Annotated in this window: 12 protein-coding genes; 3 read left to right on the forward strand and 9 right to left on the reverse strand. The window is 71.5% G+C overall.

Features of this window, described 5'->3' with window-relative positions:
* The first annotated feature begins 29 nt into the window (after positions 1-29).
* Positions 30-575 (forward strand): MarR family winged helix-turn-helix transcriptional regulator, encoded by a 546-nt coding sequence (locus tag ABD831_RS22085; protein WP_344952243.1) that lies wholly within the window; start codon positions 30-32, stop codon positions 573-575.
* A gap of 13 nt (positions 576-588) precedes the next feature.
* Here ABD831_RS22085 and ABD831_RS22090 read toward each other — a convergent pair whose 3' ends face one another.
* The 7 genes from ABD831_RS22090 to metG all read right to left on the reverse strand — a co-directional run bounded on the left by ABD831_RS22090 (position 589) and on the right by metG (position 9,219).
* A complete protein-coding gene (locus tag ABD831_RS22090; RefSeq protein ID WP_344952246.1) occupies positions 589-951 on the reverse strand; it encodes a VOC family protein in 363 nt (120 codons plus the stop codon).
* A gap of 54 nt (positions 952-1,005) precedes the next feature.
* Entirely contained in the window at positions 1,006-2,886 is a 1,881-nt protein-coding gene (locus ABD831_RS22095; protein ID WP_344952249.1) for an ABC-F family ATP-binding cassette domain-containing protein, read from the reverse strand.
* A 141-nt stretch (positions 2,887-3,027) separates the two neighbouring features.
* Positions 3,028-3,966, reverse strand: a complete 939-nt coding sequence (locus tag ABD831_RS22100; protein ID WP_344952251.1) for a 4-(cytidine 5'-diphospho)-2-C-methyl-D-erythritol kinase — start codon at positions 3,964-3,966, stop codon at positions 3,028-3,030.
* Between the two features lie 31 nt (positions 3,967-3,997).
* Positions 3,998-4,924 (reverse strand): 16S rRNA (adenine(1518)-N(6)/adenine(1519)-N(6))-dimethyltransferase RsmA, encoded by a 927-nt coding sequence (rsmA, locus tag ABD831_RS22105; protein WP_344952253.1) that lies wholly within the window; start codon positions 4,922-4,924, stop codon positions 3,998-4,000.
* A gap of 160 nt (positions 4,925-5,084) precedes the next feature.
* Positions 5,085-6,224 carry a resuscitation-promoting factor gene (locus tag ABD831_RS22110; protein ID WP_344952255.1) on the reverse strand — a complete coding sequence of 380 codons (1,140 nt, stop codon included), beginning with the start codon at positions 6,222-6,224 and terminating at the stop codon, positions 5,085-5,087.
* A 185-nt stretch (positions 6,225-6,409) separates the two neighbouring features.
* Positions 6,410-7,291, reverse strand: coding sequence for a TatD family hydrolase (locus ABD831_RS22115; RefSeq protein ID WP_344952258.1), 882 nt, complete (start codon positions 7,289-7,291; stop codon positions 6,410-6,412).
* On the reverse strand, positions 7,288-9,219 hold the full coding sequence (gene metG, locus ABD831_RS22120) for a methionine--tRNA ligase (RefSeq protein ID WP_344952260.1): 1,932 nt from the start codon (positions 9,217-9,219) through the stop codon (positions 7,288-7,290). Before metG ends, ABD831_RS22115 begins: the two co-directional genes overlap by 4 nt.
* Before the next feature lie 138 nt (positions 9,220-9,357).
* On the opposite strand from metG, the gene ABD831_RS22125 reads away from it, so the two are divergent.
* The gene (locus ABD831_RS22125) at positions 9,358-9,792 is read left to right on the forward strand and encodes an SRPBCC domain-containing protein (protein ID WP_344952262.1); all 435 of its coding nucleotides are present in this window, start codon (positions 9,358-9,360) and stop codon (positions 9,790-9,792) included.
* Positions 9,793-9,880: 88 nt separating this feature from the next.
* Here ABD831_RS22125 and ABD831_RS22130 read toward each other — a convergent pair whose 3' ends face one another.
* On the reverse strand, positions 9,881-10,306 hold the full coding sequence (locus ABD831_RS22130) for an OsmC family peroxiredoxin (RefSeq protein ID WP_142178857.1): 426 nt from the start codon (positions 10,304-10,306) through the stop codon (positions 9,881-9,883).
* Positions 10,307-10,445: 139 nt separating this feature from the next.
* The gene (rsmI, locus tag ABD831_RS22135; RefSeq protein WP_344952267.1) at positions 10,446-11,276 is read right to left on the reverse strand and encodes a 16S rRNA (cytidine(1402)-2'-O)-methyltransferase; all 831 of its coding nucleotides are present in this window, start codon (positions 11,274-11,276) and stop codon (positions 10,446-10,448) included.
* A 150-nt stretch (positions 11,277-11,426) separates the two neighbouring features.
* Here rsmI and ppc point away from each other — a divergent pair, with 150 nt between their 5' ends.
* Positions 11,427-14,270: a phosphoenolpyruvate carboxylase gene (gene ppc / locus ABD831_RS22140; RefSeq protein ID WP_344952270.1), complete on the forward strand. Its 2,844-nt coding sequence runs from the start codon at positions 11,427-11,429 to the stop codon at positions 14,268-14,270.
* Positions 14,271-14,435: the final 165 nt, after the last annotated feature.

Here is a 14,435-nt window from a genome sequence, read left to right on the forward strand (position 1 = left end):
AGACTCTTGATGGCCACTAGAGTTGGCCCATGAGCGCCGACCGCAGGCCCGCCGACGATGTCGACGAGATCGTCGCGGCCTGGCGCCGGGAACGCCCCGACCTCGACGTGTCGCCGCTGGAGGTGCTCTCGCGGGTCTCGCGACTGGCACGCCGGCTCGACCTGGCGCGCGGCTCGGCCTTCTCCGAGCACCTGCTCGACGGCTGGGCCTTCGACGTGCTCTCGGCGCTGCGCCGCGCGGGCGAGCCGTACGAGCTCTCGCCCGGACAGCTCGTGCAGCAGACGCTCGTCACGTCGGGCACGATGACCAATCGAGTCGACCGGCTCGAGCGCAGCGGCCTCGTCGATCGACGCCCCGACCCGGGCGACCGGCGCGGGGTGCTGGTGCGCCTCACCCCGGCAGGCCGCGACGTCGTCGACTCGGCGATGGCCGACCTCATCGAGCAGGAGAAGTCGCTCCTGTCGGAGCTCTCGGCCGCCGACCGGGCGCAGCTCGCCGGCCTGCTGCGGCGCATGCTCGCTCCGCTGGAGACCCGCGAGACCCGCGAGGCCCCGCGCGGCCCCGCGCAGGCCTGAGAGGCTCGCGCGGTCACGGCTGCGCCTGCTGGAACTCCAGCCGGTTGCCGACGGGGTCGGCGGTGTGGAAACGGCGCAGTCCCGGGATGTTGTCGTCCCACGTGACCTGGCCCCCGGCGGCCCCGACGAGGCGAGCCAGCTCCTCGACATCGGCGACGGCGATCCCCGGATGGGCCTTGCGGGCGGGGACGAAGCCGTCCTCGATCCCGACGTGCACCTCTGCCGTGCCGGCCCGGAACCACGCTCCGCCCCGGCTCCGCAGCCGCTCGGGCTTGACCACCTCGGTCATGCCGAGGACATCGACGTAGAAGGCGCGCATGTCGTCCTCGCACCCAGCGGGGCCGGACACCTGGACGTGGTGCAGGAACATCTCCATGCCTTGAAAGTATCTTGACATCAAGATACTTTCAAGGCTTCAGCCCACAGTGCGTCAGCCAACGACCTCGGCCGCCTCCAGCCACTCGAGCTCGAGCTCCTCGCGCTCGAGGACGACGGCCTGGAGCTTCGCGTTGAGGTCGGCCAGAGCCGCGGGGTCGGTGGCCTTCTCGGCCATGTCACCGTGCAGGCGCTCCTCGCGGTCCTGCAGGCGTGAGAGCTGCTTCTCGACGCGGGCCATGACCTTGCGGGCCTCGCGCACCTCGGCCGGGCTCGCTGTCGTCGCCGGCTCGGCGTGGGCGCCGTCTGGTCGGCCCGTCGCGGCGGAACCCGCAGCGGAGCCGCCGCCCCGGGCCGGGGCCGCCGACGCCCGGACGGCCTGGGCCGCGATGTCGGCCGCGCGCAGCCGGAGGTACTCCTCCACGCCGCCCGGCAGCTCGCGCACCTTGCCGTCGCCGAGCAGGGCCAGCTGCTTGTCGGCCACGCGCTCGAGCAGGTAACGGTCGTGGGAGACGACGACGAGCGTGCCCGCCCAGCCGTCGAGGACGTCCTCGAGCGAGGTCAGGGTCTCGATGTCGAGGTCGTTGGTGGGCTCGTCGAGGATGAGGACGTTCGGCTCGGTGAGCAGCAGGCGGGTCAGCTGGAGCCGTCGGCGCTCACCACCGCTCAGGTCCCCGACCCGCGACTGCTGTCGGCCGCCCGGGAAACCGAGACGGGTCGCGAGCTGGCTCGCGCTGATCTCCTTGTCGCCCAGGGTGGTCCACTGCTTGACGTCCTCGATGGCCTCGATGACCCGCCACTGCTCGAACCGTTCGAGCTCGCGCACCTCCTGGGTCAGGTGGGCGATGGCGACGGTCTTGCCGATCTTGCGGCGGCCCGCGTCGAGCGGGATCTCGCCCGTCAGGGCACGGAGCAGCGTCGACTTGCCGGCCCCGTTGACGCCGACGATGCCGATGCGCTCCCCCGGCGCCAGCCGCCAGGTCACGTGGTCGAGCAGGCGTCGCTCGTGCGGCGGCTCGCCCACCGACACGGTCACGTCCTCGAGGTCGAGCACGTCCTTGCCGAGGCGGCGGCTCGCGAACGAGGCGAGCTCGACGCTGTCGCGGGGGTCCGGCTCGTCGGCGATGAGGGCGTTCGCGGCGTCGATGCGGAACTTCGGCTTGCTCGTGCGGGCCGGCGCACCACGACGCAGCCAGGCGAGCTCCTTGCGCATGAGGTTGGAGCGTCGGTCGGCGATGACCCCGGCCATGCGGTCGCGCTCGGCCTTGGCGAGGACGTAGGCGGCATACCCTCCCTCGAAGGCGCTGACCTTGCCGCCCTCGACCTCCCACGTCAGGGTCGCGTAGGCATCGAGGAACCAGCGGTCGTGGGTGATCGCGACGGTGGCGTTGCCGGGGCGCGGTCGCTTGGTCGCCAGGTGGTCTGCCAGCCAGGCCACGCCCTCGACGTCGAGGTGGTTGGTCGGCTCGTCGAGGAGGAGCAGCTCGGGGTCCGAGACGAGCAGTCGCGCGAGGGCGAGGCGGCGGCGCTCACCACCGGACTTCGGGCCCACTCGGCTGTCGAGGCCACCGACGTTCTGCGCCTCGATGCCGCCGAGGAGGCCGGTCAGGACGTCGCGGATACGGGGATCGCCGGCCCAGACGTGCTCGGGCAGGTCGCCCAGCACGGCCTCCCGGATCGTCCACCCGGGGTCGAGGGAGTCCTCCTGCGACAGCATGCCGATGCGGATGCCACCCTCGCCGCCCTGCTTGGTGATGCGGCCGGAGTCCGGCTCCTGCAGACCTGCCATGACACGCAGCAGGGTGGACTTGCCGCCGCCGTTGACGCCGACGACGCCGATGCGGTCGCCGGTGAGGACACCGAGGCTGACGTCGTCGAGGACGTGCGAGGTGCCGAAGATGAGCGAGACACGCTCGAGGGAGATCAGGTTTGCCATCGCTGACTGACACTACGGCCTGCGCGAGCACGCACCGAATCGTGCACAGCGACCCCGATCGCGCTCAGTGACGCCGCTCCCGCTCAGCGGCGCTTCAGCGCTCCGGCGCCCCTGAGTTTGGGGGCGGCCCGAGCGTGGGCCCTAGTCGCGGGGCGAGGTGACGACGTGCGCGCCGTGGACCGGCCCCTTGGCTCGGCGCAGGTCGCGGCACAGGTCGGAGGCCGCGAGCGACACCGACAGGTCGAGCGAGGCCTCGTGGCTCTCAGTCAGGAAGGCGACGGTCGGGCCGGATCCGGACACGATGCCCCCGAGCGCCCCGAACTCGACGCCGGCGTCGCGCAGCTCGCGCAGCTGCGGCCGCAGGGAGAAGGCAGCCGGCTCCAGGTCGTTGTGCAGCGCGGCCCCGAGGGCGGCGGGCTCACCCGAACGCAGGGCTGCCATCAGCTCGGAGCTGACCCGTGGCTCAGGCACCTCGATGCCGTCACGTTCGCGCAGGCGGTCGCACTCGGCATACACCTCCGGGGTCGACAGACCCGTGTCGCTGATCGCGAAGACCCAGTGGAAGGTGCCGCGGGCGAGGACCGGAGCGAGCTGTTCGCCGCGCCCCGAGCCCATCGCGTTGCCGCCGGCGAGGATGAAGGGGACGTCGCTGCCGAGCGTGGCGGCCAGCTCCGCGAGCTCGTCGCGGTCGAGCCCGAGGCCCCACAGCTGGTCGCACGCGACGAGCGCCGCTGCGGCGTCGGCCGAGCCCCCCGCCATGCCGCCCGCCACGGGGATGTCCTTGTCGATGCGGATCGACAGGCGCTCGTCGACGGACCAGCGGTCGGCGACGAGGCGCGCGGCACGGACGGCGAGGTTGTCGCCGTCGGTCGGGATGCGGTCGGCATACGTGCCGGCAGCGATGACCTGCCAGTCGTCCCAGCGGGCGACGGAGACCTCGTCGTGCAGCGACACCGCCTGATAGACGGTCGCGAGCGCGTGGAAGCCGTCGGGCCGCCGCGGTCCGACGCGCAGCTCGAGGTTGACCTTGGCCGGGACCCTCACGGTCACCGCGCCAGGCAGAGTCGGAGCGACAGTCATGCGCCCCACCCTAGGTGCCGGTCGGCCCGGGTCAGGACGTATGTCCTTTACGGCGCTCGCGGGGTTTCGCCACACCGGCACCCTCGGGGCGCGCCTCGGCGATCCGGGCGAAGGTCGTGATGTCGAGCTGCTCGCCACGGGTCCGCGGGTCGACCCCCGCGGCGAGGAGAGCCTGCTCGGCGGCGTCCGGCGAGCCCGCCCAGGACGCCAGCGCGCCGCGCAGCGACTTGCGCCGCTGGAGGAAGGCCGCGTCGATGCAACGGAACACGTCCTCGCGGCTCGCGGTGGTCTTCGGGGGCTTGCGGCGGCGGAACGACACGAGCCCGGAGTCGACGTTCGGTGCGGGCCAGAAGACGTTGCGCCCGACGCGCCCGGCGAGCTCGACGTCTGCGTACCACGCGGCCTTGAGACTCGGGACGCCGTAGATCTTGCTGCCCGGCTTGGCTGCGAGACGCTCCGCGACCTCGAGCTGCACCATGACGAGCACCCGCTCGAGGGTCGGGAAGTGCTGGAGGAAGGAGAGCACCACCGGCACCGAGATGTTGTAGGGCAGGTTGGCGACGAGAGCGGTCGGGTCGGGACCCGGCAGCCTGGTGATCGTGAGCGCGTCGGCCGCCACGAGACGCAGCTTGTCGGCGTTCTCCGGCTGGAGCGAGCGGACGGTCTCCTCGAGCGCACCCGCGAGCCGTGGGTCCACCTCGACGGCCGTGACGTGCTTGACGACAGGGAGCAGGGCGAGGGTGAGCGAGCCGAGTCCGGGGCCGACCTCGACGACGACGTCGTGCGGGCCCACGCCGGCGACGCGGACGATCTTGCGCACCGTGTTGGCGTCGACGACGAAGTTCTGGCCCCACTGCTTCGTCGGTCGCACCTCGAGACGCTCGGCGAGCTCGCGCACCTGTGTCGGCCCGAGGAGCGCTGCGTCGTCGACGTGCGGCGCGGCGTCCTTCTTCGTCATGCGCCCACCCTATGGCGCCGGGACCGAGGGCGTATGCCGCCCGGCCGGGTCGGCGAGCCCCCTCGACCGAGTGGGGCACGGCATCCGGCATCCGGACGCAGAGAGGCCCCCGACCGTGCGGTCGGGGGCCTCTGAGGCCTCGAGGAGACCTGGTGTCAGGTCAGGCCTTGCACTGCCACTGCGACGTGCCGTTGTCGGCGTAGACGCGGTTGGCGACGGTGATCTGCTGCTCGCGCGAGGCGAGGTCGGCGCGCGACGCGAAGTCGCCACCACCGTAGGCGAGCCACGTGGAGGTCAGGAACTGCAGACCGCCGTAGTAACCGTTGCCGGTGTTGATGTGCCAGTTGCCGGTCGACTCGCACTGGGCGATCGAGTCCCACATGGCGGCGCGGGCGAGGTTGAGGCCCGCACCCGAGGTCGAGCGCGTGGTCGTCGTGGACGTCGTGGTCTTGGGCGCGGCCGCGGGCCGGGACTTGGTGCCGACGAGCAGGACCCGGTCGACGGGGGCCTTGGTGACCTTGGAGGCGATCTCCTTGGTGGAGACGACCTTGCCGTCGACGAGCGACGTCCGGACCGTGACGGTGCGCTCACCGGCGACACCGGCTCGCGCGACCTTGGTCTGGTCGGTGTAGAGGTTGCCCGACGTCTTCTTCGTCGTGCCGAAGGCGATCGGTCGGGTGACCTTCGCGTCCTTGGTCTGCACGCGCTGGACGGCGACCTTGAGGCCGGACGTCAGGGGCGTCGTGACCGGCGGGTTGACCTTGTCGGCCTTGCCGACGCGCACACCCAGCTGGTTCAGGGCCTCGCCGACCGTGGCAGCGGCGATGGTCTTCGTCGTCGTCTTGCCGTCGACGGTGACCGTCACGGCCTTGGGGGTGACGACCGTCAGGGCGAGGCCCTGGCGACCGATGGTCTGCGAACGCGACACGGACAGCCGCGCACCGTCGCCGCGGAGACCGAGCGCGAGAAGCGCCCCGTCCACCGTGGTCTCGGTGGTGCGCAGCTGGCGAGTCTTGCCGTCGACCGTGAGCGTCAGCATCCGTGCGTACTTGACGGTGACGGTCTGGCCGTCGCTGATGGGGGCGTCCGCGGCCGGCACGACGACGTCGCCCGGCTTGACCGTGATCCCCTGGTCGTCGAGGACGTCGGCCACGGTGCTGCCGAAGACGTGCGCCGTGCTCGCCGTGCCGTCGACGGAGAGGTTGACGGACTTGTCGAGCTGGGTGGCGCCGACAGCGCCACCGGTGAGGACGATGGCCGTGCCAGCGGCCGCAAGGATCTTGGCGTTGCGAGAAATCAAAACACTCCGAACGTCGAACGACCCGGATGCAACGCGCTCTCGATCCATCCTCCTCACGTCGTCGGGAGGAGGTCGATGCGGGGTGGCAACCGGCCAACAGTCGTCCACAGTGACCGATCGACGACGCGATGGTCAAATTTCGGTAACGGCGCCACGTCCCGCTGGACGCCCGTGTTCGGTGTGCGCTAGGCGCTTTGTCCGACTCGCTCCGCGCCCCACGGGCCGTAGACGCGCTCGCTGTTCTCGGACACCGCACGGCAGAGGGTCGGCACGTCGAGGTTGAGCACTGCGGCCATGGCGCGGACGGTGACGGGCACGAGGAACGAGGCGTTCGTGGCCCCCCGGTGGGGCGCGGGCGCCAGGTAGGGCGCGTCGGTCTCGACGAGGAGCTGGTCCAGCGGGACGGCAGTCAGGGCGTCGCGCAGGTCACGCGCGTTCTTGAACGTCACCGTGCCGGCGAAGCTGAGGAGGTAGCCGCGCTCGACGCACTCGCGAGCCATTGCGAGGTCTCCCGAGAAGCAGTGCAGCACCGTGTGCTCGGGCGCCCCCTCCTCGTCGAGGATGCGCAGCACGTCGCCGTGGGCGTCGCGGTCGTGGATCTGCAGCGCCTTGCCGAGTCGCTTGGCGAGGTCGATGTGCCAGCGGAAGCCGTCCTGCTGGACGGGGACGCCCTCGGCACCGGTGCGGAAGTAGTCGAGCCCCGTCTCGCCGATGACGCGGATGCGCTCGTGGGCGGCGCAGCGCTCGACCTCGGCATACGCCTCCTCCAGCTGCCCGGCAGCGGCAAGACGCGGAACCTCGTTGGGGTGCAAGGCGATTCCGCCGACGAGCTCGTCGTGGGCCTCGATCGCGTCCATCGTGAAGCGGATGCCGTCGAGGTCGCAGCCGACCTGGACGAGCCGCGTCACCCCGACGGCGCGAGCCGCCTTGATCGCGTCGGCGACGTCGAACGGCTCGTCGCCCTCGCGCGTGATGTCGAGGTGAACGTGGTTGTCGACGACGTCGATCGGCAGCGGGTCCGGCGGGTTCTCCGGCAGGGCCCGCTGACCTGACGCGTGCGGGCTCATGCGGTCGGGGTCTCGTCGCTGCCGGGGGCCCCGGCGGAGGGCTCGGCGGACGGCTGGCCGGAGCCCTTGGGCCTGGCCATCTTCGGGGCGGCGAGCGGGTCGGTGTGGTGCCGCGTGGCACCCGGTGCAGTGTCGCCGAGACGGGCCCGCTCGTCCTCGATGACCTGCTCCGGGTCGAGCTTGACGAAGACGCCGGAGGGCTTGGCGATGGGTGTCCCGACGACGACCGGTCGCGACTCCCAGCTCGGCGTCGAGGAGTACTCACCCGTGATGACGGGGTAGCTGCGCGTGTCGTCGTCGAGGTCGGCGACGACCTCCAGACGAGGCATCGGCATGAGCTCGCCCTCGCCCCCGAGAACCGCGTGGACGCGGTTCGCTGCATGGGGCAAGAAAGGTGAGATCAGCGTATTGATATCTGAGACGGCCTGGGCCAGCGTGTGCAGCACCGTCGAGAGCCGCTCGCGCTGGTCGTCGCCCTTGAGCTTGAACGGCTCGGTCCTCGAGACGTACGCGTTGGCCTCGCCCACGACGCGCATGACCTCCGCGAGGGCGGCCTTCTGACGGTGGCGTTCGAGGGAGGCGCCGACGGTCGCGAACGCACCCCGCACGGTGGCCAGCAGCTCCTCGTCGACGGGCTCGGCGGCATACGGCTGCGGGATCTCGCCGAAGCTCTTCGCGATCATGGCGGCCGTGCGGTTGACGAGGTTGCCCCAGCCGGCCACGAGCTCGCTGTTGTTGCGCTGGACGAACTCGGCCCAGGAGAAGTCGGCGTCCTGGTTCTCCGGTCCGGCCGCGCAGATGAAGTAGCGGATCGGGTCGGGGCCGTAGCGCGCGACGATGTCCTGGACGTAGATGACGTGCTTGCGCGACGTCGAGAACTGCTTGCCCTCGAGCGTCATGAACTCGCTCGCGACGACCTCCGTCGGGAGGTTGAGGGTGCCGTACTCCCCCGGCTCCCCGCCCCGGTCGCCACGACCGGCGTAGCCGAGCAGCTCGGCCGGCCAGATCTGGCTGTGGAAGGTGATGTTGTCCTTGCCCTGGAAGTAGTAGGACACGGCGGACGGGTCGTTCCACCACTCGCGCCAGCGGTCCGAGTCGCCCACCCGACGCGCCCACTCGATCGACGCGGAGAGGTAGCCGATGACGGCGTCGAACCAGACGTAGAGGCGCTTGCTCGGGTTGTCCTCCCAGCCCTCGAGCGGGATCGGGATGCCCCAGTCGATGTCTCGGGTCATCGCACGCGGGCGGACGTCCTTGAGGAGGTTCTTGGAGAACTTGATGACGTTGGGCCGCCAGGTGCCCGACGCCTCACGGCCGTCGAGCCACTCGCCGAGCGCACCGGCGAGAGCCGGCAGGTCGAGGAAGAAGTGCTGGGTCTCGATGAACTCCGGCGTCTCGCCGTTGATCTTGCTGCGCGGGTTGATCAGCTCGTCGGCGTCGAGCTGGTTGCCGCAGTTGTCGCACTGGTCGCCGCGCGCCTCCGGGAAGGAGCAGATGGGGCAGGTGCCCTCGATGTAGCGGTCCGGAAGCGTGCGCCCCGTCGACGGGCTGATCGCGCCGCGCGTCGTCTGCTCGACCATGTAGCCGTTGGCGTGGACCTGCCGGAACATCTCCTGCACGACGGCGTAGTGGTTGCGCGTCGTCGTGCGGGTGAAGAGGTCGTAGGACAGGCCGAGGTCGGTGAGGTCCTGGGCGATGACCGCGTTGTACTTGTCGACGAGCTCCTGCGGCGTCAGGCCCTCCTCCTCCGCCAGGACGAGGATCGGGGTCCCGTGCTCGTCGGTGCCCGAGACCATGAGGACGTCGTGCCCTGCCATCCGCATGTACCTGCTGAAGACGTCGGAGGGCACACCGAAACCGGCCACGTGGCCGATGTGGCGCGGGCCGTTGGTGTACGGCCAGGCGACGGCAGACAGGACATGGCTCATGCCGTGAATCCTAGGCGGGCGGCGGTGGCCACCGCGCACGCGTTCCCGTCAGCCGGCCGACGGCTCGTGTCACGTCTGTCGCGAACGGGCCGGGCGGCATACGCCCACTGGGGGCCTCGGTGGGGGTAGGACAGAGGGATGACTGGTCATGTTGCACACGCGAAGGTCACGGTCGACGCCACGCCGCAGCAGGCGTGGCACGCGCTCACCGACCCGGACACCGTCCGGCAGTGGATGGTGGGCACCGAGGTCCGCACCGACTGGCAGGTCGGCAGCGAGATCACGTGGCAGGGCGAGATGGACGGCAAGCCCTACCGGGACAAGGGAGAGGTGCTCGAGGCCGACGAGCCCCGTCGCCTCTCGGTCACGCACTACAGCCCGCTCATGGGGCAGGAGGACCGGCCCGAGAACTACCACACCGTCACCTACACGCTCGCTGCCGACGGCGACGCCGGGCCGACGACCGTGACGCTCGAGCAGGACGGCAACACCTCGCAGGAGCAGGCCGACCAGTTCGGGCAGAACTGGCAGTCCATGCTCGACGCCTACAAGGCAACGGTCGAGTCCGCCTGAGGCGCTGGCGAGCGGTCAAACCCTTGCGGCACAAGCAGATCGGCGCCGACCCGTGCGGGTCGGCGCCGATCTGCACAAGGGGGCAGGCTCAGCCCAGGCGGGCCTCGAGGGTGATCGGGACGGCCTTGAGGGCCTGGCTCACGGGGCAGTTCTCCTTGGCGTCCTGCGCGGCGGCCTGGAAGTCCTCGGCGGAGATGCCGGGCACGTCACCCACGACGCTCAGCGCGATCCCGGTGATGCCGGTGCCAGGGACGAAGGTGACGTTCGCCGTCGTGTCGAGCGTCGTGGCGGGTGTGCCGGCCTGGGCGAGCCCGTTGGACAGCGCCATCGAGTAGCACGAGGAGTGAGCCGCGGCGATGAGCTCCTCGGGGCTCGTCTTGCCGTTGGCCGACTCGGCGCGCGAGGGCCAGTTGACGTCGTAGGTGCCGACGCCCGAGCTCTCGAGGCTGACCTGGCCGGACCCTTCGAAGAGGGAGCCCTCCCAGTGCGTGCTGGCGGTGCGGGTGGTAGCCATGCCGTGCTCCTTCGCTGTGCGTCGACTCGGCCGGACGGGTCGCCGGCCTCCGGAGAGAGAACTACTGCAGCCTTACCCGCTGTTCCCCGCCGGGCAAGTGGTTCGCCGGTCGAGACGGCAGCGACGGGGTCCGAGGACGTCAACGCGCAGCGAGGGAGGCGTCGTAGAGCGCCTTCTTGGACAGCCCCGTCCGCGACGCGACGTCGGCCGCGACGTCCTTGAGCCGCTCCCCCGCGTCCACCCGGGCACGTATGCCGGCAACGGCCTCCTCGAGGGACGGCACCACCCGCTCGGCGCCCGCCACGACGATCGTGATCTCGCCCCTGACTCCGTCCTCGGCCCAGGTGACGAGCTCGTCGAGGGTGCCGCGACGGACCTCCTCGTAGGTCTTCGTCAGCTCGCGGCACACGGCCGCCCGACGGCCCGGCCCGAAGGCGTCCCGCATCGCGGACAGCGTCTCGGCGAGCCGGTGGGGCGCCTCGAAGAACACGATGGTGCGCCGCTCGTCGGCGACCTCGGCCAGGACCTTGGCGCGCTCGCCGGACTTGCGCGGCAGGAAGCCGTCGAAGCAGAACCGGTCGACCGGCAGACCCGACACGGCGAGCGCCATGAGGACCGCACTGGGCCCGGGGACGCACGTCACGCGCACTCCCGCCTCGACCGCAGCGGCGACGAGGCGGTAGCCGGGGTCGGACACCGACGGCATACCGGCGTCGGTGACGACCACGACGCGCTCCCCCGCGACGAGGCGGGCGACGAGGTCCGGGGTCCGAGCCGCCTCGTTGTGCTCGTGGTAGCTGACGACCGACCCAGCCGGTGTGACGGCGAGCTCGCCCAGCAGCCGGCGCAGTCGTCGCGTGTCCTCGGCGGCGACCACGTCGGCCGTCGCGAGCTCGTGCGCGAGCCGCGGCGCCGCGTCACGGGGGTCGCCGATGGGGGTGGCCGCGAGGACGAGGGTGCCGGTGGTCATGCCGTCATCCTCGCAGGACGGCTCACGGCCACCCGCCGCGACAGCTTCCTGACCGCGACCACCGTCCAGCCGGTGGACTCCGTGTCCACGGAACGGTCCCCATCGTGGACTCGAAACGCCGACGAAACCCCGACGCGGTACGACTGGAGCATGACCGACCACGGCCGCACCACGACCGAGCAGCTCCTCGAGGCCGACCGCCGCGAGCCGGACGCAGCGACGTTCGCCTCCGGGGTCTCGTCGGCGCAGCAGCACGCCGCCCTCCGGGCCTCCGTGCGACAGCTGGGGACGCTCCTCGGTGAGGCGTTGACCCGGCACGAGGGACCCGAACTGCTCGCCCTCGTCGAGCGGGTGCGGGCCCTGGCCCGCGAGCCCGAGGACGACGACCTGCGCGCCCTCCTCGACGGCGTCGACGCGCGGACCGCCGTGGTGCTGGCCCGGGCGTTCACCGCCTACTTCCAGCTCGTCAACGTCACCGAGCAGCTGCACCGCGGGCAGGAGCTGGCCGCCGTCGACGAGGCACCGCTCGCGGCGACCGTGCGCCGCATCGGCGAGGCGCTCGAGGCCGGCAGCCTCGACCGGGACGAGCTGGACGAGGTGCTGGGGCGCCTCGAGTACCGTCCGGTCTTCACCGCCCACCCGACCGAGGCGACACGCCGCACGGTCCTCAACCTGCTCCGGCGCATCGCCGCCACCGTGACCGAGCTCGAGGACCCCCGCCGTCCGCCGTCCGAAGGTCCCCGCGCGGAGCGGCGGCTGGCCGAGCTCGTCGACATGATGTGGCAGACCGACGAGCTGCGGATCGTGCGGCCCGAGCCCAGCGACGAGGCGCGCACCGCCATGCACACGCTGCGCTTCCTCGGCGAGCAGGTGGTGCCCGACCTGCTCGCGGAGCTCGACCGGACCCTCGCAGGCATCGGCGTGCAGCTCCCGCCGTCGGCGCGGCCCATGCGGTTCGGCGCCTGGGCCGGCGGCGACCGCGACGGCAACCCCAACGTGACCCCGGAGGTCACGCTCGAAGTCATCGGCCTGCAGCACGAAGCCGGCCTCGGCGAGCTCGTCGAGAAGCTCGACCACATGCTGCACGAGCTGTCCTCGTCGACCCGGTTCGTCGAGGTCACCGACGCGCTGAGGGAGAGCCTCGAGCGCGACGCTGCGGCCCTGCCGGTGACCTTCGACGCCGTGCGCCGCCTCAACGCCGAGGAGCCCTACCGGCTCAAGCTCAGCTTCGTCCGTGTCCGCCTGCTGCGCACGCGGGACCGGCTCGCCCACGGCACGCCGCACGAGCCGGGCCGCGACTACTCGAGCTTCGACGAGCTCCTCGAGGACCTCGTGCTCATCCGGGAGTCGATGCTGGCCGGTGGGGACACCCTGACCGGTGACGGCGCCATCCTGCGCCTGATCCGCGGTGTGGTGGCCACGGGCACCGGCCTCGCCACGCTCGACATCCGTGAGCACAGCGCCAAGCACCATGCCGCGCTGGCCGAGCTCTACGACCGCATCGGCGAGCTCGACACGCCCTATGCGGACCTCGACCACGAGGCGCGGATCGAGCTGCTCTCACGGGAGATGGCCTCGCGGCGTCCCCTGACGGGCGTCGGGGCCGGCGCCCGGGACGTCGGCGAGTCGGCGGCCGCGTCGCTGTCGCTCATGACGGCGATCCGGCAGGCGCTCGACACCTACGGCCCGGAGGCGATCGAGACCTACATCGTGTCGATGACCCACGACGTCGACGACCTCTTCGCCGTCGTCGTCCTGGCCCGAGAGGCCGGCCTGCTCGACCTCGGCACCGAGACCACACCCGCCAGCGCCCGCATCGGTTTCGCGCCGCTCTTCGAGACCGTCGCCGAGCTCGAGGCTGCCGGCCCGCTGCTGGAGGCGCTGCTCTCCGACCCGTCGTACCGCCGCGTCGTCGCCGCCCGTGGGGACGTGCAGGAGATCATGCTCGGCTACTCCGACTCGTCCAAGGACGCCGGGATCGCCGCATCGCAGTGGCAGATCCACCGCGCGCAGCGTGCGCTGCGCGACGTCGCACGGGAGCACGGGGTCGTGCTGCGCCTCTTCCACGGACGCGGCGGCTCGGTCGGCCGCGGTGGCGGCCCGACCGGCGAGGCGATCCTGTCCCAGCCGTACGGCAGCCTCGACGGCCCGATCAAGATCACCGAGCAGGGCGAGGTCATCAGCGACAAGTACACGCTGCCCGGGCTGGCCCGGTTCAACCTCGAGACCGCCCTCGCCGCGGTCCTCGAGGCGTCCGTGCTCCACCGGAAGTCACTGCTGCCGCGAGAAGTCCTCGACGGCTGGAACGGGACGATGGACCTCGTCGCGGCGAGCGGGCAGGACGCCTACCGCGGACTGGTGCGCAACCCCGGCCTCGTGCCCTTCTTCGTCTCGGCGACACCCGTCGACGAGCTGGGCAAGATGAACATCGGCTCCCGGCCGGCCAAGCGCCCCGGCGGCGAGGGTGGCCTCGAGGACCTGCGCGCCATCCCGTGGGTCTTCGGCTGGACCCAGTCGCGGATCATCCTGCCGGGGTGGTTCGGGGTCGGTTCCGGACTGGCCGCTGCACGCGAGGACGGGAGGGAGAAGACGCTGCGCGAGATGTACGGCTCATGGGCCTTCTTCCGCACCTTCCTCTCCAACGTCCAGATGACGCTGGCCAAGAGTGACCTCGACATCGCGGCGGGCTACGTGCGGACGCTCGTTCCCGACGACGTCGCCAGTGTCTTCGACACGATCCGTGAGGAGCACGCGCGCACCGTCGAGGAGGTGCTGCGCGTCACCGGCCAGAAGGAGCTGCTCGAGTCGGCTCCGGTGCTGCGCCGCACGCTCGACCTGCGCGACAGCTACCTCGCACCGCTGCACGCGCTCCAGACGTCGCTGCTCGCGCGCTCCCGCGCCGTGCCCGACGACGTCGAGCCCGACGCCGACGTGCAGCGGGCCCTGCTGCTGACGATCAACGGCATCGCCGCGGGGCTGCGCAACACCGGCTGACACCCACCCCAGCCCTGCCCCCAGTCGAGTGGGACGGGGCGCTCGGCGGTTTCAGGGCGTCGGCGCAACGGTGAGTAGTTCGTTGAGTTTAGAGGCGGGGGTCTGGAAGCCGAGGGTGGCTCGGGGGCGGGTGTTGAGCAGCTGCTCGACGCGGGCGATTTCCTC

Source organism: Terrabacter ginsenosidimutans (genome assembly GCF_039539425.1).
GTDB lineage: Bacteria > Actinomycetota > Actinomycetes > Actinomycetales > Dermatophilaceae > Terrabacter > Terrabacter ginsenosidimutans.

Bases quoted from the DNA above. Each gene is read 5' to 3' on its own strand.
- ABD831_RS22090 (WP_344952246.1), bottom strand. From the start codon at position 951: ATGGAGATGTTCCTGCACCACGTCCAGGTGTCCGGCCCCGCTGGGTGC.
- rsmA (WP_344952253.1), bottom strand. From the start codon at position 4,924: ATGACGAAGAAGGACGCCGCGCCGCACGTCGACGACGCAGCGCTCCTC.
- ppc (WP_344952270.1), top strand. From the start codon at position 11,427: ATGACCGACCACGGCCGCACCACGACCGAGCAGCTCCTCGAGGCCGAC.
- ABD831_RS22095 (WP_344952249.1), bottom strand. From the start codon at position 2,886: ATGGCAAACCTGATCTCCCTCGAGCGTGTCTCGCTCATCTTCGGCACC.
- ABD831_RS22100 (WP_344952251.1), bottom strand. From the start codon at position 3,966: ATGACTGTCGCTCCGACTCTGCCTGGCGCGGTGACCGTGAGGGTCCCG.
- ABD831_RS22115 (WP_344952258.1), bottom strand. From the start codon at position 7,291: ATGAGCCCGCACGCGTCAGGTCAGCGGGCCCTGCCGGAGAACCCGCCG.
- rsmI (WP_344952267.1), bottom strand. From the start codon at position 11,276: ATGACCACCGGCACCCTCGTCCTCGCGGCCACCCCCATCGGCGACCCC.
- ABD831_RS22085 (WP_344952243.1), top strand. From the start codon at position 30: ATGAGCGCCGACCGCAGGCCCGCCGACGATGTCGACGAGATCGTCGCG.
- ABD831_RS22125 (WP_344952262.1), top strand. From the start codon at position 9,358: ATGACTGGTCATGTTGCACACGCGAAGGTCACGGTCGACGCCACGCCG.
- ABD831_RS22130 (WP_142178857.1), bottom strand. From the start codon at position 10,306: ATGGCTACCACCCGCACCGCCAGCACGCACTGGGAGGGCTCCCTCTTC.
- metG (WP_344952260.1), bottom strand. From the start codon at position 9,219: ATGAGCCATGTCCTGTCTGCCGTCGCCTGGCCGTACACCAACGGCCCG.